A 17406-nucleotide genomic window follows, 5' to 3' on the forward strand; every position below is an offset into this window, starting at 1 on the left:
AAGTAGTTGGGGGATCTCCCCCTGTGAGGATAGGACGTTGCCAGGCAACAACGCAGGACGACCGAGCATACGCTCGGTCGTTTTTTTGTTTTAGCGATGCTCTCGACATAGAGGCATCGCTTTTCGTTTGCCTTTTTTTAAATCAATGATAAAATATAGTCAAAAGTCAAAGATGGTCAGAGGGTGGTGGAGATGAGAAATATTTCGGATGTCATCGAACAGTATTTGAAGCAAGTCTTGAAGGAAAGTCAGGCAAACGCAATTGAAATCAAACGTCAAGATATCGCACAACGATTCGAATGTGTCCCATCCCAAATCAATTACGTCATCAACACACGTTTTACCGTCGAAAAAGGATATTTAGTAGAAAGTAAACGTGGCGGTGGCGGATATATTCGTATTCGACGCGTTATTTTACACGAAAAGCAAGATGTTCTCTCTAGTTTGATGGATATCATTCATGAACATCCACGTTTGAACGAACAGCTCGTTGAAAATGTGCTGATTCGATTGGTTGAAGAACAGATGATGCACGAACAAGAGGCGCAGTTGATCTATCATCTCTTATCAGATGAAGCATTGAACTTACAAGTTGACGATCGCTCCTATATTCGACGTCAGCAACTACTCGCGCTGATGAAAGTACTTCGTTATCGTAATGGAGGGTAAGTCGTATGCTATGCGAACGTTGTAAACAGCGACCGGCTGTCAATGAAGTCGTTGTCATGGAACAGGACGTACCCGTAAAAAAACGGCTATGTCGACAATGTACGGTAGAACTTATGACGGGCTATGTGCCGGTCGTAAAGCGCTGCCCAACCTGTCAGATGACGCGTCAAGATTTATTGCGTGTACGAAAAGCAGGATGTGCTATGTGTTATACCGTATTTCGTGATGAACTGATTAAAATCACACGTCAATATCAACAAGGACATGATCATCATATCGGTTCGGTCCCTGACCAGTTACGTACACCACATGAACGAATCGAAGAGCGGCTCGAAAAGTTGGCAGGGGAGTTGACCCGTGCTGTCGAACAAGAAGATTATGAACGAGCAGCACGCATTCAAAAAGAAATGAAGCAATTAGAAGGGCAAGGTGATGTCTAATGGAAACGTTCCTAACACATCCACTTGGTCCCAAAATGAAAGAGCGTGCCAAATTGGATGACCTGGTTGTCTCCACAAGAATCCGACTGGCACGTAACGTCAAAGACACTGTATTTTCGCCAGTCCTTTCTAAAGAAGGAGAACGTCAACTATGTGATCGTCTCGAAGGACGGTTACATGGGTTAAAGGGATTTGAATATCTTCATATGCGTGATTATGATGAAGTCACCCGACAGGCATTGATGGAAAAACATTTGATTAGTCCGGCCATTGCGACCAACGAAGAAAGTGCAGTCTTTTTAAGTGAAGATGAAACTATCAGTGTGTTGATTAACGAGGAAGATCATTTACGAATTCAGACCTTACTCCCAGGTTATCAAGTGAAAGAGGCGTTTGAATTAGCGACTCAAGTAGACGCACTGTGCGCGGAATCACTCTCATACGCCTTTGACGAACAGTTAGGCTACTTGACGACATGTCCAAGCAATATCGGAACAGGACTCCGGGCCTCGGTCATGTTACACTTACCGGGTCTCACGTTAACGGGTCGAATCAGCCCCATTTTGCGAGAGCTTCGAAAACTCGGCTATACGATTCGAGGTCGTTATGGAGAAGGCAGCGATGCGGCAGGACGGTTGTTCCAGCTGTCAAATCAGCGGACATTGGGCAGTCATGAATCACAGCTGTTAGCTGACTTTATGGAAGTGACAGAACAAGTGATTCAAGCAGAACGTCATGCGCGTGAAGAGCTCATCGCACATCGACAAGAAGAGTTAGAGGATCGGTTTTATCGGTCATATGGTATTTTACGATATGCCAAACTTCTTTCTTCTACCGAAGCCATTGAGCGGCTATCTGATTTACATTTAGCGAGTGACCTAGGAATTTTGTCTGATTGGAGTCCGCCGAAGTTTCATGAACTCATCGTTCGGTTACAATCAGGTTTTCTACAAAAACATTTCGGGAAAACATTATCTACGCAAGAACGGGATCGAGAACGAGCGACACTTGTTCGTCGGACGTTAGATCAAGGCTTAGTTTGATCCAACTATAAGGAGGTTATGTCAATGATGTTTGGACGATTTACAGAACGAGCACAACGCGTATTAGCTTTAGCACAAGAGGAAGCCGTACGTCTTGGCCATCATAATATTGGTACAGAACATATTTTATTAGGATTGGTTCGTGAAGGAGAAGGAATCGCGGCAAAAGCGCTCTTCGCCCTCGGATTGACCTCTGAAAAAATCCAACAAGAAGTAGAATCATTGATTGGACGTGGTTCAGAGAATGGATCGACAATTCATTACACACCGCGTGCGAAAAAGGTCATTGAGCTCTCGATGGATGAGGCTCGGAAATTGGGACACTCTTACGTCGGAACGGAACACATCCTTCTAGGATTGATTCGTGAAGGAGAAGGGGTCGCGGCACGCGTCCTCAATAACCTTGGAATCAGTTTGACGAAAGCACGCCAACAAGTGTTGCAACTTCTCGGGAACACGGAGTCATCTTCAAATGCTTCGCAACCTGGGGCGAGCGCCGCAACACCAACGCTTGACGGATTGGCACGCGATTTGACACAACAAGCGCGCGAGTCTCGTTTGGATCCGGTCATCGGACGCGCAGGCGAAATTCAACGTGTCATCGAAGTGTTGTCGCGTCGGACGAAGAACAACCCGGTTCTAATTGGGGAACCAGGAGTCGGGAAAACAGCGGTCGTCGAAGGTCTCGCTCAGCAAATCATCAACAACGAGGTACCTGAAACGCTTCGCAACAAACGCGTCATGGTACTCGACATGGGTACACTCGTCGCAGGTACAAAATATCGTGGTGAGTTCGAAGATCGCTTGAAAAAAGTGATGGACGAAATTCGTCAAGCTGGTAACGTTATTCTCTTCATCGACGAGTTGCACACATTGATTGGTGCGGGCGGTGCAGAAGGTGCAATCGATGCGTCGAACATCCTCAAGCCGTCATTGGCTCGTGGTGAACTTCAATGTATCGGGGCGACTACACTTGATGAATACCGGAAGTACATCGAAAAAGATGCAGCGCTTGAGCGCCGCTTCCAACCGATTCAAGTGAACGAACCGACGACAGAAGAAGCTGAACAAATCCTACTCGGGTTACGCGATCGCTATGAAGCACACCACCGTGTGACGATTACAGATACGGCGATTCACGAGGCGGTCGTCCTTTCAGACCGTTACATCTCCGATCGTTTCTTGCCGGATAAGGCAATCGACCTCGTCGACGAGGCGGCATCAAAAGTACGACTTCGCTCATTCACGGCACCACCGAATTTGAAAGAGTTGGAATCCCGTCTCGAATCGATTCGTAAAGAGAAAGACTCTGCCGTACAAAGCCAAGAGTTTGAAAAAGCAGCTTCCCTTCGCGATACGGAACAGAAGTTACGCGATGAGTTAGAAGAGTTGAAAGCAGAATGGCAGAACAAGCAAGGTAACGAAAAACTTGAAGTGACGAAAGAAGATATCGCTCAAGTTGTTGCGAACTGGACAGGTGTACCGGTCACGAAGATTGCCGAAGAAGAGACAGACCGTCTCCTCAAACTCGAATCGATTCTTCACAACCGTGTCATCGGTCAAGACGATGCGGTGAAATCAATTTCCCGTGCGATCCGTCGCGCCCGGGCCGGATTGAAAGATCCGAAACGTCCAATCGGGTCATTCATCTTCCTCGGACCGACCGGAGTCGGGAAAACAGAGCTCGCCCGTGCAGTTGCCGAAGCGATGTTTGGCGATGAAGATGCCATCATTCGAATCGACATGTCCGAGTACATGGAAAAACATGCGACGAGCCGTCTCGTCGGTTCGCCTCCTGGTTATGTTGGTTACGAAGAAGGCGGTCAATTGACTGAAAAAGTGCGTCGGAAACCTTACTCGGTTATCCTACTCGATGAAATCGAAAAAGCGCACCCAGAAGTATTCAACATCTTGCTTCAAGTGTTAGACGACGGTCGCTTGACGGATTCGAAAGGTCGCACAGTCGACTTCCGAAACACAGTCATCATCATGACGTCTAACGTCGGAGCCGCAGCGCTTCAACGAAACAAATATGTAGGATTCACAGTGGAAGATGATGTGAAACGTGAATATACGGAAATGAAGGACAAAGTACTCGAGGAATTGAAGAAAGCGTTCCGACCTGAGTTCTTGAACCGGATTGATGAAATCACGGTATTCCATTCACTTCAAAAAGAGCACATTCAAGAAATCATCAAACTTATGGCAGAGACACTTAAGAAACGTCTCGCCGAACAAGGTGTTGATTTCAGCTTGACGGATGCGGCACTCGATAAAATTGCCGATGTCGGCTACGATCCGGAATACGGGGCTCGTCCTCTCCGTCGTGCCCTTCAACGGGAAGTGGAGGACCGCCTCTCAGAAGCAATGCTCGGCGGCACAATCGCTAGAGGCAGTAAAGTTGCGCTCGACGTACAAGATGGAGAGTTCGTCGTTCGTAACGAAGGTGTAGTTCAGTAAAACATTCAGCTCCCTCGTCGTTTAGAGGGAGCTTTTTTTAGACAGGAAGGGAACTTATGGCCAAAATTAAAACGAAATACGTCTGCCAATCGTGCGGATATGAATCAGCCAAGTGGATGGGGCGTTGTCCGGGTTGTAATGAATGGAATACGCTCGTCGAAGAGTTTGTAGAAGAGAAGAAAGCCAAACGTGGAGCGGCCTTTGTGCATAGTTCATCGCGACAATTGAAACCGGAACGCTTAGCGAACGTCGTCTCACAAGAAGAGACGCGCGTGCATACGAATAGTCGTGAATTTGACCGTGTCCTCGGCGGTGGGATTGTCCCAGGTTCACTCGTTTTGGTCGGCGGGGACCCGGGAATCGGGAAGTCGACCATTCTGTTACAGGTTAGCGCTCACTTAGCCCATAGTGGTAAAAAGGTGTTATACATCTCGGGGGAGGAATCTCTCAAACAGACAAAACTTCGTGCGGAACGCCTTGGTTTACCGACCGATGACCTGTTCGTGCTCGCTGAGACGGACATGTTGATGATCGAACGGGTTATTGATGAGGAGCAACCTGGATTTGTCATCATTGACTCGATTCAAACGGTATATATGGATGAGATTCAATCGGCGCCAGGGAGCGTGTCACAAGTTCGAGAATGTACGGCCGCCCTCATGAAAATTGCGAAAACGCGAGGGATTGCGGTCTTCATCGTCGGTCACGTGACGAAGCAAGGGTCGATTGCCGGCCCGCGCTTACTTGAACATATGGTCGATGCGGTACTTTATTTTGAAGGGGAGCGTCATCATACGTTCCGTATTTTACGGGCGGTGAAAAACCGTTTTGGATCGACGAACGAGATTGGCATTTTCGAGATGAAAGAGAGTGGACTAGAGGAAGTGCTTAATCCATCTGAAATATTCTTGGAGGAACGCACGGCTGGCGTATCGGGTTCGACCGTTGTCGCCTCGATGGAAGGTACGCGGACGGTACTCGTGGAACTCCAAGCACTCATCTCTCCGACATCGTTCGGGAACCCGAGACGTATGGCCACGGGCATTGATCAAAACCGAGTCGCGCTGCTCATGGCCGTGCTCGAAAAACGTTCCGGTCTCTTGCTTCAGACGCAGGATGCGTACTTGAAAGCAGCCGGTGGCGTCAAACTGGATGAACCGGCGATTGACCTTGCGATTTGTATCTCGATTGCCTCGAGTTTCCGCGATCGTCCGACTCGTCCGACGGATGTCTGCATCGGTGAGGTCGGATTGACTGGGGAAGTGCGACGGGTTTCCCGAATCGAGCAACGTGTCGCCGAGGCGGCAAAACTAGGTTTTACACGGGCTATCATCCCGAAAAATAACATGGGGGGATGGACCGCTCCGGCAGGGATTGAAGTCGTCGGGGTCGGAACAGTGGACGAAGCACTCCAGTTGGCGATTCCGTTCTAACGGGTCGCCACTGGCAGTTTTTAACGCTTTGTAACGAACGTGATTGAAAAAATCATGTTACAATGAAAGTGTTATTTTTTGAAATTTTATTTCATATAGAAGGAGGTGGAATGAGTGAAGATTGCTGTACGAATCGGATTTATTTTGATTGGACTCGTCGTGGGTTGGTTCGGAATCATCGAAGCGACGCTTTTATTAGCAGACCTTGGCATGAATGTGCCGGAGTGGTTAACGATTCCATACGTAGCAAGTTTGATTGGTGGACTTATCTTCTTCATTCTTAGTTTATTCTTAACAGATGGTGTTGTTGCATTTATTCGTTTTGTCGAAGAACGGCTCGTCCGTTTACCGGTAGGGGATATCTTATTCGGTTCGATCGGTCTCATCATCGGGCTCTTGATTGCCTTTTTGATTAGTGTATCGCTTGAAGTCACGAATATTTTCTTACTGAGTAAAATCGTTCCGATTTTTGTCACGGCCCTGTTTGGTTACTTTGGTTTCGCGGTCGGCTATCGGAAGCGTAACGAATGGATCAAACTATTTGTGAAGAGCGAACGGGAAAAGCCTGCGGCTGAACCGGTCCAACGCTCTAATGATAAGATTTTAGACACGAGCGTCATCATCGATGGTCGAATCGCGGATATTGCGACGACTGGATTCGTGGAAGGAACATTGATTGTGCCCCAGTTCGTCATCGGCGAACTGCAATACATCGCCGACTCCTCGGATACGTTGAAGCGGAATCGTGGACGTCGTGGACTGGACATCTTGAAGGAACTACAAGAGAACAAGCGCATCCAGGTTGAAATCTATGATGGAGACTTCGAAGACGTACCGGAAGTCGACATCAAATTGATTAAACTAGCTGAACTGAAAAACGGGATTGTTGTTACGAATGACTACAACTTAAATAAAGTGTGTGAGGTACGAAATGTACCGGTCTTGAACATCAATGATTTGGCGAACGCCGTCAAACAGATTGTCATTCCTGGTGAAGAGATGGTCGTGACAGTTATTAAAGAAGGAAAAGAGCAGAATCAAGGGGTTGCTTACCTTGAGGATGGGACAATGGTTGTCGTGGAGGGCGGACGTAAATTGATTTCGAAGACGCTTCCTGTCGTTGTGACGAGTGTCTTACAAACGTCTGCAGGCCGTATGATTTTTGCCCGTCCAGAATAACGGATCAAAAAGAGACGCGAGAGCGCTCTCTTTTTTCACGAAGAGAGGTATTAACATGGTAGCTTATACAGTTGTCATCCCGGCTGCGGGAAGAGGGAAGCGGATGGGTGCGGATGCGAATAAGTTGATGCTGACGCTCCGTGACAAACCGATTATTGCTTGGACGTTACAGGCGTTCGATACCGATCCGTGGTGCGAACGAATGGTGTTAGCCATCCGGCCAGAAGAACGTGACTGGTTCGAGGCGATGACGTCACAGATGAATACGCCGGTTACATACGTTGCAGGAGGGGAAGAACGACAACAGAGTGTCCATGCAGGACTGAAGGTTGTTGCACCCGATACGATTGTGATGATTCATGACGGTGCGCGTCCGTTTGTAAAACGTGAACAGTTGCATCAAGTGGCTGAAGCGGCACTGCGAGGTGGTGCCATCTTGGCGGTACCCGTTAAAGATACGGTCAAACAAGTTCAACGTCATCACATCGAACGCACCGTTCCCCGTGAAAACTTATGGTTGGCACAAACGCCGCAAGCCTTTCAGGCGAAAGCGATTTTGGCGGCACATGAACGAGCGGTCGAACAACAGGTGATGGGAACGGATGATGCCAGTTTGTTTGAGTGGCTCGGCGAATCGGTACAAGTGGTCCTTGGGGACTATCACAATATCAAAATGACGACGCCCGAAGATTTATTGTTCGGCGACGCGATTTTAGCGAAGGAGGAATTACAATGAGAATTGGTCAAGGCTTTGATGTACACGCATTTGCAGAAGGACGTCCGTTAATCTTAGGGGGAATCGAAATCCCACATGAGCGTGGACTTCTCGGTCATTCTGATGCGGACGTGTTACTCCATACCATTGCGGATGCGGCACTTGGAGCAATTGCGGCAGGTGATATCGGGAAACACTTCCCGGATACGGATCCGGAATTTAAAGATGCAGATTCGAAAGTATTGCTTCGTCACGTCTGGCAGCTCGTGAAAGATCAAGGGTACGTTCTCGGAAATGTAGATGCGACGGTCATGGCTCAACGTCCGAAACTTCGTCCTTACATTGATGAGATGCGCGCGGTCATTGCCGAACTTCTTGAGGCGGACATCGAGCAGGTGAACGTGAAAGCGACGACGACGGAGAAACTGGGGTTCACGGGACGCGAAGAAGGGATTGCGGCGCAAGCGGTCATCTTACTCAACCGGGCTTGACAGAAATGGTATACTATTTGGGCAGAAGAGAAGAAAGGTGGAACTATTATGAGTGAAGTGCGTGTACGCTATGCGCCTAGTCCGACGGGGCATCTCCATATCGGAAATGCGCGGACGGCGTTGTTTAACTACTTATTTGCTCGCCATGCTGGCGGAAAAATGATTCTTCGGATTGAAGACACTGACCAGAAACGGAATGTGTTGAACGGTGTCGAGAGTCAGATGAAATACTTGGAATGGCTCGGCATCGACTGGGATGAAGGTCCAGGGCGTGACGGAGACTACGGTCCGTATTACCAAATGGAGCGTCTTGCGATTTATGAGAAATACGTCAATGAGTTGATGAGCAAAGGCCTTGCTTATAAATGCTACATGACCTCGGAGGAGCTTGAAGCAGAGCGTGAAGCACAAATCGCACGTGGGGAGGCACCACGTTACTCGGGTGCGCACCGTAACCTCACTGTTGAAGAACGTGAAGCGTTTGAAGCGGAAGGGCGTAAACCGTCTATTCGGATTCGTGTGCCGGAAGGCGTGACGTATAAATGGACAGATGTCGTCAAAGGAGACGTCTCGTTTGAATCGAAAGATTTCGGTGACTGGGTCATCGTGAAACAGGACGGCATTCCAACGTACAACTTCGCAGTTGTCGTGGACGACCATTTGATGAAGATCAGTCACGTGTTGCGTGGGGACGACCATATCGCGAACACACCAAAACAGATGATGGTCTATGACGCACTTGGTTGGGACTATCCTGAATTCGGTCACATGACGCTCATCTACAACGACCAACATAAAAAGTTATCAAAACGGGACGAATCGATCATTCAGTTCATCGAACAATATGCGGATCTCGGCTACTTGCCAGCAGCGCTCTTCAACTTCATTTCGCTCCTTGGCTGGTCACCTGTCGGGGAAGAAGAAATCTTCTCGAAAGAAGAGTTCATTGAAATGTTTGATGCGAAACGCTTGTCGAAGAGTCCGGCAGTTTTTGACCAACAAAAACTTTCTTGGATCAACAGTGTATACATGAAGAAGGCCACGCTTGACGAAGTGGTGGCACTCAGTTTACCATTCTTACAAGAAGCAGGACGATTACCCGAGGCGGTATCTATTGAGGAAGCGGATTGGGCGACAAACTTGATTGCATTGTATAAAGAACAAATGACGCACGGAGCAGAAATCGTCGCGTTGACAGACTTGTTCTTCAAAGATGAAATCGAGTATGACGAGGAAGCGAACGCTGTCCTTTCAGGTGAAACGGTACCTGCTGTTCTTGCAGAGTTCAAACAGCAGCTCGAAGCAATCGAAGACTTCACTCCGGAAGCGATTAAAGCGGCGACAAAAGCGACGCAAAAAGCTACCGGTCAAAAAGGGAAAAACTTGTTCATGCCAATCCGTGTCGCGACGACAGGACAAACACATGGACCAGAACTCCCGAACGCCATTTCGTTAATCGGAAAAGAGCGTGTGTTGAAGCGTCTGACAACTCTATTAGCGTAATAAAGGCATTGATGAGGAAAGTAAGCGGTACGACACGTTGCAGAGACTAGAACCTAGGCTGGGAGTTCTAGATGTGTCCCCCGAAGAAGTGCACCTCTGAGCCGTCTCGGCGATATGTAGTCGAGACCGTGACTCGGCGTTAACGAGACTTGAGAGGGGAACGCATTTTCCCAAACAGAGTGGAACCGCGCTTACGGCGTCTCTGTGCCTTGGCACAGGGGCGTCTTTGTTTTTGTATAAGAAAAGGAGATATCGATTATGGGATTTTGGAGCAGTGTCCGCGAAGACTTGCGGACTGTCCTGGAACTAGACCCTGCCGCTCGTTCGAAAGTAGAAGTGGCACTGACTTACCCAGGCCTTCACGCCATATGGGCACATCGCATCGCGCACGGATTATGGAAACGTAACATGAAACTGGTGGCCAAATTATTAGCCCAATTCAGTCGTTGGTTGACCGGGATTGAAATTCATCCGGGGGCGGTGCTTGGGGACCGCGTGTTCATCGATCACGGTTTCGGTGTCGTCATCGGTGAGACGGCGATTATCGGGAATGACGTCACTATCTATCAAGGCGTCACCCTGGGTGGAACGGGGAAAGAGAAAGGGAAGCGTCACCCGACAATCGGGAGTGACGTGCTTATTTCAGCGGGGGCGAAAGTACTTGGTAACATCACGGTCGGCGATTGCGTCAAAATCGGAGCGAGCTCGGTCGTATTGAACGATGTGCCGTCTGATTCGACCGTGGTCGGAATTCCAGGTCGTGTCGTCATCCGAAACGGTAAGCGTGTGAAGCAACATGATCTAGATCATCGTTTCCCAGATCCGGACCGCGAATGCCAAGAACGCTTAGAAGCGGCAGTGGATGAACTACAACAAAAATTAGCAACGCTTGAAAAGCGGATGGAGGAGAAGACACATGATTCAGCTGTACAACAGTCTCACGAATAAAAAAGAACCGTTTGTCCCGATTGTTCCGGGTAAAGTATCGATGTACGTATGCGGTCCGACCGTTTACAACTACATTCATGTCGGAAACGCCCGTCCGGCGATCGCCTTCGATACGGTTCGTCGCTACTTGACGTATCGTGGGTACGAGGTCAAATACGTCTTGAACTTCACAGACGTGGATGACAAGATCATTCGTACGGCGAATGAATTAGGAGAAGACACGGAGACGCTGACGAATCGCTATATCGAGGCGTATTTAGCAGATACAGGGGCACTTAACGTTCAACCGGCAGACGTGCATCCCCGTGTTACCGATACGATGGTAGAAATCATCGAATTCATTCGTCAATTAGAGACGGAAGGGTTCGCTTATGAATCAGAAGGAGACGTGTATTTCCGGACGAAGAAGTTTGAGACTTACGGAAAATTGAGTCAGCAATCGATTGAAGATTTGCGGGCCGGGTCACGTGTCGATGTCGGGGAGAAGAAAGAAGACCCGCTCGACTTCGTCTTATGGAAAGCGGCTAAACCGGATGAACCGTCATGGGATAGTCCGTGGGGCAAAGGACGTCCGGGCTGGCATATCGAATGCTCGGCGATGGCGAAAAAACATCTCGGGACAACAATTGATATTCACGCGGGCGGGCATGATTTGAAATTCCCACACCACGAGAACGAGATTGCTCAGTCAGAAGCTTGCAACCATGCGAAGTTCGCCAACTATTGGTTGCATAACGGCTTCATTAACATTGAAAATGAGAAGATGTCTAAGTCGCTCGGAAACTTCCTCCTCGTCCATGAGGCGTTGAAAGAAGTCGACCCGATGGTCCTGCGCTTCTTCATGTTGTCTGTGCATTATCGTCATCCGATCAACTATAGCCGAGAATTGATTGAACAAGCGGCGAACGGCTGGAGCCGAATCAAGGAAGCTTACCAAAATATTGAATATCGCTTGTCGGTAACAGCTGGACTTGGAGAGGCGAGCGAGTCGATGGAACGGAAGCTTGAATCCATCAAGGCGTCTTTCATCGAATCAATGGATGATGATATCAATACGGCCAACGCCGTGACCGTCCTCTTTGACTTGGCACGGGAAGCGAACATTTATGCGAAGGCCGATCATGTGGCAAAAGCGACGCTAGAACAGGTCCTGTCGCTATTTGATGAATTGACGGGTGTCCTCGGCTTGACGTTGGCAGAAGAAAAAGAACTATTGGATGCCGAGATCGACCAATTGATTCAAGAACGGAACGACGCACGGGCGGCACGTAATTTTGCCCGGGCTGACGAGATTCGTGATTTACTAAAAGAACAAAACATCCAACTCGAAGACACGGCCCAAGGGGTTCGGTGGAAGCGGTTATGATGCAACCGAAACAAATGAATGCCCTTGCGCTCGCCTACATGGGAGACGTGGTATACGAAATGGCTGTACGGAGACGCCTGCTCGAGAAAGGATTGACGCGCCCGAATGACTTGCACCGGGGCGCGGTCCGCTACGTCAATGCACGGGCGCAGGCGAGCGTCGTGACATTTTGGTTAGAGACGGATGCGTTGACGGAAGAGGAACAGGCTGTCGTCAGACGTGGAAAGAATGCGAAATCAGGATCGGTTCCGAAACGGGTCGATGTGCACACGTATCGTTATTCCACGGCGTTTGAGGCACTGATTGGGTATATCTATTTGACAGAAAGAAGGGATCGTCTTGAAGAACTCATCAAACAAGCGTTCGAACGACTCGAAGCCGAGTCGACCGAAACGACATGACGGAAATCGGGGAGCGGAGAAACGAACGTTTGACCGCCCTCGTGGGGAACGACCAGATCGCACGCGTCGCCAAAAGGCAGAACGCCCTGACTATAAGGAAGTCGATGTGATGGAGGAAGGGATTGACTTCCTTTACGGTCGTAACCCGGTACTCGAGGCACTGCGAAGTGGTCGTGATATGAATAAAGTATTCATTATGGAAGGTCAGCAAAAGGGACCACTCGCTCAAATCATCGCGATGGCGAACGAAGCATCGGTCCAAGTGTCATTCGTCCCAAAAACGAAACTTGAGAAGATGGCTGGCAGTGAACATCACCAAGGAGTCGTTGCGGCGGTTGCGGCTTATGAATACAAAACAGTCGAAGACATGTTCGCTCTCGCAGCTTCGAAAGAGGAGACACCGCTCTTCATTTTGCTAGATGAGCTCGAAGACCCGCACAATCTCGGTTCGATTCTACGGACCGCCGATGCCGTTGGCGCACATGGGATCATCATTCCGAAACGTCGCTCGGTCGGTTTGACTCAAACGGTTGCCAAAGCCTCGACCGGGGCCATTGAGCATATTCCGGTGGCGCGTGTGACGAACTTGACACGGACACTTGAAGAGTTGAAGGAAAAAGGATTGTGGGTCGTCGGGACCGATGCGAAAGAAAGTCAGGACTATCGTCGATTGGATGGAAATATGCCACTCGTTGTGGTCATTGGAAGTGAGGGCAAGGGGATGAGCCGACTCGTGCGCGAATCGTGCGACTTCCTTGTTCATTTACCGATGGTCGGTCATGTCACGTCACTCAATGCATCTGTTGCAGCGGCGCTCCTCCTGTATGAGGTGCATCGCTCACGTCATCCATTGGCATGAGTATCCTGAAGCGCGAGCTCCTTCTTGTCGACGGATATAATATCATCGGCGCGTGGCCTCACTTGAGAAGTCTCCGCGATGTAGATTTTGAACAAGCACGGAATCTGTTGATTGAGGCGATGGCAGAATATCAGGCTGTGTCCGGCAAAGAGGTCACCATCGTGTTTGACGCCCACATGCGATATGGTCGTGAATCCAAAGAGAAGCGGAGTCGGGTCGACGTTGTCTATACGAAAGAAAATGAGACAGCGGACGAATGGATTGAGCGGCGTGCCCATGAATTAGTGGATGACCGGCTTATTACATTATTCGTTGCGACGAACGATTTCACGGAGCAGTGGGTCATCTTTGGTCAAGGCGCATTGCGCGTTCCGGCAACCGAACTGTTGAAAGATTGGAAGCATGCGAAAACACTGATTGAGCAACAGCGCGTGTCGCTAGAGAAAGAACAAGCAAATCGGAAGACGATTGATATTCCACCACATATTCAAGCAAAGTTTGAAGAAATGCGACGTCGCAAATCAAAAGGTGATTGAAATCACGGACGAGTTCATGAAAGGGACTCGTCTTTGTTTCGATTTTGACATTTTTTTGCAAAGGAATGTTGTATACTATTACATATATGAGTTACACAGTATTCAATTGACGGAATTTTTAGAAATTTGTTTGACGCATAGGAGTAGGGAGCCCTATAATGGGACACAACCTTACATAGTTCAGGATCAATCGCCGGGGGGTAACGAGCATGAACGGATGGCCGTACGAACAGTTTGAAAAAATGTCAGACGAAGAGTTGGTCTTATTGGCGCGCAACGAAGGGGATAGCGACGCGCTCGAGTTTTTGATTGAACGATACCGATATTTTGTGCGGGCGAAGGCACGTTCATACTTTTTGATTGGTGCAGATCATGAGGACATCGTCCAAGAGGGGATGATCGGTCTTTATAAAGGTGTGCGTGATTATAAAGACGAGCGACTTGCGTCATTCAAAAGCTTTGCCGAGATGTGCATTACCCGCCAGATGATCACGGCAATCAAGACGGCGACACGCCAAAAACATATTCCGCTCAATTCATATGTGTCACTCGATAAACCAATTTTTGATGAAGAGTCTGACCGGACGTTGCTCGATGTCATCTTGCCACCACATCCGACTGACCCACAAGAATTAATCGTGACACAGGAAGAACAGTCGTTCATGGAAGCGAAGATGGATGAGATCTTGAGTGACCTCGAACGGAAAGTCTTGCGTCTTTATTTAGACGGGCGCTCTTATCAAGAGATTTCAGATGACCTCGATCGTCATGTCAAATCGATCGATAATGCGTTACAGCGCGTGAAGAAGAAATTCGAGCGTCATGTCGACGTCCGGATGCTCACGAGCTAACCGATTATTGACCGCGTGCCTCCTATGTGATACTTTAAAAGCAGCGCCTTGTCCGTAGACGCCATTTACAGGAGGCGTTTTTTTTTCGCTCTTTTTTAAGAGAGAGTAGTCGAAAGGGGCGCTTATGAATGGCAAAGAAAGTAAGTCTCGCTTGCTCAGAATGCGGGTCTCGAGAGTACTCGACGACAAAAAAAGATGGCGTGTCGACACGGCTTGAAATGAAGAAGTTTTGTCGCCGCTGTAACGCGCATACGCTGCATCGGGAATCAAAGTAACGTAGATTGGCATTCAATGTAGGAGGAAGCTACCATGAACTTTTTGCGCGACGTATGGAAAGAGTTGAAGAAAACGAGTTGGCCGACTCGTAAAGAACTCACGAAATATACCATTACTGTCATCGCGACTGTTGTCGTGATTGGCCTGTTCGTGTTCGGCGTAGATACTGGGGTCAGTTATCTCGTCAATTTATTGATTAACTAAGGAAGAGGTGAAAGCCGTGGAGAAACAATGGTTTGTTGTCCAGACGTACTCAGGTTTTGAGAATAACGTCAAAGAAAACCTAGAACGTCGAATCGGTTCGATGAACATGGAAGATAAAATTTTCCGCGTCCTCGTCCCGACTGAAACGACGCAAGAAGAAGTCACATTGAAGAGTGGCGAGAAGAAAATCAAAGAACGTGAAGTCAAAAGTTTCCCGGGCTATGTGTTCGTAGAGATGGTCATGACTGACGATTCATGGTATGTTGTCCGCAACACGCCAAACGTCACCGGCTTCCTCGGTTCAACGGGTGGTGGGGCAAAACCAATCCCACTCCAACCGGACGAAGTGACAAACGTCTTGTCACAAATGGGACTCATCGAGAAGAAAGATCGTTACAACTATGAACTCGGTGACCTTGTCCGCGTGAAAGAAGGCGCATTTGAGAACTTTGAAGGAACAATCGACGAGATTGAAGCCGACAAAGAGAAGCTCAAAGTCGTGGTCGACATGTTCGGTCGTGAAACAAAAATTGAGCTTGATTTCGAACAAGTTCAGAAAATTAACTAAACCCACTTGCTAATCCGTAAAACGGATGGTACAATCGAAAATGTTTGATGTTGTGCTTTATTTCGGTACAAACTCGACCTAATAGATTGAGTGGGAGGGCGCACAACGTCCAAGAAACCACATTTTAGACTTAAGGAGGTGTGTCTCGTGGCGAAAAAAGTTTCTAAACTCGTTAAACTTCAAATCCCAGCTGGTAAAGCAAACCCAGCTCCACCAGTAGGTCCAGCACTTGGTCAAGCAGGTGTTAACATCATGGGATTCTGTAAAGAGTTCAACGCTCGTACACAAGACCAAGCCGGATTGATTATTCCTGTAGTCATCACGGTATACGAAGATCGTTCGTTTACATTCATTACGAAAACTCCACCAGCTGCAGTTCTCTTGAAGAAAGCTGCTGGTATCGAGAGTGGTTCTGGTGAACCAAACCGTAAGAAAGTAGCAACGGTTAAGCGTGACAAAGTTCGCGAAATCGCTGAACTTAAAATGCCTGACCTTAACGCATCATCTGTAGAAACAGCGATGCTTATGGTTGAAGGTACTGCACGTAGTATGGGTATTGTAATCGAAGACTAATTGCTAGTCTCTGGGGTTGTCGGTGAATACTGCTCACCTTCAATCCCTTCATTATGTGGGAGGAAATTCCGCTAACCACAAGGAGGAAAAGATCATGGGTAAAAAACACCAAGAAGCAGCTAAGCTTGTTGACCGCACGAAGTCATACGACCTCGCTGAAGCTGTCGAGCTCGTTCAAAAAACAGCTACTGCTAAATTCGATGAAACAATCGAAGTTGCTGTCCGTCTCGGCGTAGATCCGAAGAAAGCAGACCAACAAATCCGTGGTGCCGTTGTACTTCCACACGGTACTGGTAAAACACAAAAAGTTCTCGTCTTCGCAAAAGGTGAGAAAGTGAAAGAAGCGGAAGCTGCTGGAGCAGACTACGTTGGCGACGCTGAGTACATCAACAAAATCCAACAAGGATGGTTCGACTTCGATGTAATCGTTGCGACACCTGACATGATGGGTGAGGTTGGTAAACTTGGTCGTGTTCTCGGACCTAAAGGCCTCATGCCTAACCCGAAAACAGGAACAGTTACTTTCGACGTAGAAAAAGCAATCGCGGATATCAAAGCTGGTAAAGTTGAATACCGTGTTGATAAAGCTGGTAACATCCACGTTCCAGTTGGTAAGAAATCATTTGAAGCATCTAAACTCTCTGAGAACATCGAAACAATTCTCGAAACACTCATGAAAGTGAAGCCTGCTACTGCAAAAGGAACTTACCTTAAAAACATCTCGCTTTCATCTACAATGGGTCCTGGGATCCGTGTAGCGACTGCAGATTTCCTTAAGTAATCTTGTTGAAATAAATTGTTGACAACGTGTGACACCGCTGATAAAGTAATACACGTTCAACCGAATATGTTGGATTACCGTAGACAGAAGGTGGACATCGGTCCGTAAAC

The 17406-nt window shown here is 48.2% G+C and carries 20 protein-coding genes and 2 other annotated features (1 of these 22 only partly in view); all 20 genes read left to right on the forward strand.

Annotated elements, in window-relative coordinates; all coding sequences use genetic code 11:
• Positions 1-192: 192 nt before the first annotated feature.
• The 20 genes from KNO65_RS14745 to rplA all read left to right on the forward strand — a co-directional run bounded on the left by KNO65_RS14745 (position 193) and on the right by rplA (position 17296).
• Complete coding sequence (locus tag KNO65_RS14745) at positions 193-669, forward strand: CtsR family transcriptional regulator (protein ID WP_074035340.1); 477 nt, start codon at positions 193-195, stop codon at positions 667-669.
• A 5-nt stretch (positions 670-674) separates the two neighbouring features.
• Positions 675-1109, forward strand: a complete 435-nt coding sequence (locus tag KNO65_RS14750) for a UvrB/UvrC motif-containing protein (protein WP_074035342.1) — start codon at positions 675-677, stop codon at positions 1107-1109.
• Positions 1109-2152, forward strand: a complete 1044-nt coding sequence (locus KNO65_RS14755; protein ID WP_159563159.1) for a protein arginine kinase — start codon at positions 1109-1111, stop codon at positions 2150-2152. The genes KNO65_RS14750 and KNO65_RS14755 overlap by 1 nt, the downstream gene beginning before the upstream one ends.
• Before the next feature lie 24 nt (positions 2153-2176).
• The gene (locus tag KNO65_RS14760) at positions 2177-4612 is read left to right on the forward strand and encodes an ATP-dependent Clp protease ATP-binding subunit (protein WP_012727705.1); all 2436 of its coding nucleotides are present in this window, start codon (positions 2177-2179) and stop codon (positions 4610-4612) included.
• Positions 4613-4668: 56 nt separating this feature from the next.
• Positions 4669-6045, forward strand: a complete 1377-nt coding sequence (gene radA, locus KNO65_RS14765) for a DNA repair protein RadA (protein WP_012727704.1) — start codon at positions 4669-4671, stop codon at positions 6043-6045.
• A gap of 114 nt (positions 6046-6159) precedes the next feature.
• Positions 6160-7224, forward strand: a complete 1065-nt coding sequence (locus KNO65_RS14770) for a PIN/TRAM domain-containing protein (protein WP_012727703.1) — start codon at positions 6160-6162, stop codon at positions 7222-7224.
• A 55-nt stretch (positions 7225-7279) separates the two neighbouring features.
• Entirely contained in the window at positions 7280-7960 is a 681-nt protein-coding gene (ispD, locus tag KNO65_RS14775) for a 2-C-methyl-D-erythritol 4-phosphate cytidylyltransferase (protein ID WP_214785120.1), read from the forward strand.
• Entirely contained in the window at positions 7957-8430 is a 474-nt protein-coding gene (gene ispF, locus KNO65_RS14780; RefSeq protein ID WP_012727701.1) for a 2-C-methyl-D-erythritol 2,4-cyclodiphosphate synthase, read from the forward strand. Before ispD ends, ispF begins: the two co-directional genes overlap by 4 nt.
• Positions 8431-8475: 45 nt before the next feature.
• A complete protein-coding gene (gltX, locus tag KNO65_RS14785; RefSeq protein WP_201302271.1) occupies positions 8476-9933 on the forward strand; it encodes a glutamate--tRNA ligase in 1458 nt (485 codons plus the stop codon).
• Positions 9933-10140: a binding site (T-box leader), on the forward strand. Its footprint overlaps the gene before it by 1 nt.
• A gap of 51 nt (positions 10141-10191) precedes the next feature.
• Positions 10192-10881, forward strand: a complete 690-nt coding sequence (gene cysE / locus KNO65_RS14790) for a serine O-acetyltransferase (RefSeq protein ID WP_074035352.1) — start codon at positions 10192-10194, stop codon at positions 10879-10881.
• Complete coding sequence (gene cysS, locus KNO65_RS14795) at positions 10850-12247, forward strand: cysteine--tRNA ligase (RefSeq protein ID WP_074035353.1); 1398 nt, start codon at positions 10850-10852, stop codon at positions 12245-12247. The genes cysE and cysS overlap by 32 nt, the downstream gene beginning before the upstream one ends.
• Positions 12244-12648: a Mini-ribonuclease 3 gene (locus KNO65_RS14800; RefSeq protein WP_074035355.1), complete on the forward strand. Its 405-nt coding sequence runs from the start codon at positions 12244-12246 to the stop codon at positions 12646-12648. The genes cysS and KNO65_RS14800 overlap by 4 nt, the downstream gene beginning before the upstream one ends.
• Before the next feature lie 109 nt (positions 12649-12757).
• Complete coding sequence (gene rlmB / locus KNO65_RS14805) at positions 12758-13507, forward strand: 23S rRNA (guanosine(2251)-2'-O)-methyltransferase RlmB (protein ID WP_031421850.1); 750 nt, start codon at positions 12758-12760, stop codon at positions 13505-13507.
• A complete protein-coding gene (locus KNO65_RS14810; protein ID WP_012727695.1) occupies positions 13504-14043 on the forward strand; it encodes a YacP-like NYN domain-containing protein in 540 nt (179 codons plus the stop codon). The genes rlmB and KNO65_RS14810 overlap by 4 nt, the downstream gene beginning before the upstream one ends.
• 209 nt (positions 14044-14252) lie before the next feature.
• Positions 14253-14894 (forward strand): RNA polymerase sporulation sigma factor SigH, encoded by a 642-nt coding sequence (gene sigH / locus KNO65_RS14815; protein ID WP_012727694.1) that lies wholly within the window; start codon positions 14253-14255, stop codon positions 14892-14894.
• 128 nt (positions 14895-15022) lie between these two features.
• Positions 15023-15169, forward strand: a complete 147-nt coding sequence (rpmG, locus tag KNO65_RS14820; RefSeq protein WP_012727693.1) for a 50S ribosomal protein L33 — start codon at positions 15023-15025, stop codon at positions 15167-15169.
• 34 nt (positions 15170-15203) lie between these two features.
• Positions 15204-15374 (forward strand): preprotein translocase subunit SecE, encoded by a 171-nt coding sequence (secE, locus tag KNO65_RS14825; RefSeq protein ID WP_012727692.1) that lies wholly within the window; start codon positions 15204-15206, stop codon positions 15372-15374.
• 16 nt (positions 15375-15390) lie between these two features.
• Positions 15391-15942, forward strand: a complete 552-nt coding sequence (gene nusG, locus KNO65_RS14830; protein ID WP_012727691.1) for a transcription termination/antitermination protein NusG — start codon at positions 15391-15393, stop codon at positions 15940-15942.
• 147 nt (positions 15943-16089) lie between these two features.
• Entirely contained in the window at positions 16090-16515 is a 426-nt protein-coding gene (gene rplK / locus KNO65_RS14835; protein WP_012727690.1) for a 50S ribosomal protein L11, read from the forward strand.
• A 94-nt stretch (positions 16516-16609) separates the two neighbouring features.
• A complete protein-coding gene (gene rplA / locus KNO65_RS14840) occupies positions 16610-17296 on the forward strand; it encodes a 50S ribosomal protein L1 (RefSeq protein WP_012727689.1) in 687 nt (228 codons plus the stop codon).
• Between the two features lie 59 nt (positions 17297-17355).
• Positions 17356-17406 (forward strand) — a sequence feature (ribosomal protein L10 leader region); it runs 103 nt beyond the window's last position.

The organism is Exiguobacterium sp. S3, assembly GCF_018617295.1.
Classification (GTDB): Bacteria; Bacillota; Bacilli; order Exiguobacteriales; family Exiguobacteriaceae; genus Exiguobacterium; species Exiguobacterium profundum.

Excerpts from the sequence above, each read along its gene's own strand:
- KNO65_RS14745 (WP_074035340.1), top strand. The coding sequence starts at position 193 with ATGAGAAATATTTCGGATGTCATCGAACAGTATTTGAAGCAAGTCTTG.
- KNO65_RS14750 (WP_074035342.1), top strand. The coding sequence starts at position 675 with ATGCTATGCGAACGTTGTAAACAGCGACCGGCTGTCAATGAAGTCGTT.
- KNO65_RS14755 (WP_159563159.1), top strand. The coding sequence starts at position 1,109 with ATGGAAACGTTCCTAACACATCCACTTGGTCCCAAAATGAAAGAGCGT.
- KNO65_RS14760 (WP_012727705.1), top strand. The coding sequence starts at position 2,177 with ATGATGTTTGGACGATTTACAGAACGAGCACAACGCGTATTAGCTTTA.
- radA (WP_012727704.1), top strand. The coding sequence starts at position 4,669 with ATGGCCAAAATTAAAACGAAATACGTCTGCCAATCGTGCGGATATGAA.
- ispD (WP_214785120.1), top strand. The coding sequence starts at position 7,280 with ATGGTAGCTTATACAGTTGTCATCCCGGCTGCGGGAAGAGGGAAGCGG.
- ispF (WP_012727701.1), top strand. The coding sequence starts at position 7,957 with ATGAGAATTGGTCAAGGCTTTGATGTACACGCATTTGCAGAAGGACGT.
- cysE (WP_074035352.1), top strand. The coding sequence starts at position 10,192 with ATGGGATTTTGGAGCAGTGTCCGCGAAGACTTGCGGACTGTCCTGGAA.
- cysS (WP_074035353.1), top strand. The coding sequence starts at position 10,850 with ATGATTCAGCTGTACAACAGTCTCACGAATAAAAAAGAACCGTTTGTC.
- KNO65_RS14800 (WP_074035355.1), top strand. The coding sequence starts at position 12,244 with ATGATGCAACCGAAACAAATGAATGCCCTTGCGCTCGCCTACATGGGA.
- rlmB (WP_031421850.1), top strand. The coding sequence starts at position 12,758 with ATGGAGGAAGGGATTGACTTCCTTTACGGTCGTAACCCGGTACTCGAG.
- KNO65_RS14810 (WP_012727695.1), top strand. The coding sequence starts at position 13,504 with ATGAGTATCCTGAAGCGCGAGCTCCTTCTTGTCGACGGATATAATATC.
- sigH (WP_012727694.1), top strand. The coding sequence starts at position 14,253 with ATGAACGGATGGCCGTACGAACAGTTTGAAAAAATGTCAGACGAAGAG.
- rpmG (WP_012727693.1), top strand. The coding sequence starts at position 15,023 with ATGGCAAAGAAAGTAAGTCTCGCTTGCTCAGAATGCGGGTCTCGAGAG.
- secE (WP_012727692.1), top strand. The coding sequence starts at position 15,204 with ATGAACTTTTTGCGCGACGTATGGAAAGAGTTGAAGAAAACGAGTTGG.
- rplA (WP_012727689.1), top strand. The coding sequence starts at position 16,610 with ATGGGTAAAAAACACCAAGAAGCAGCTAAGCTTGTTGACCGCACGAAG.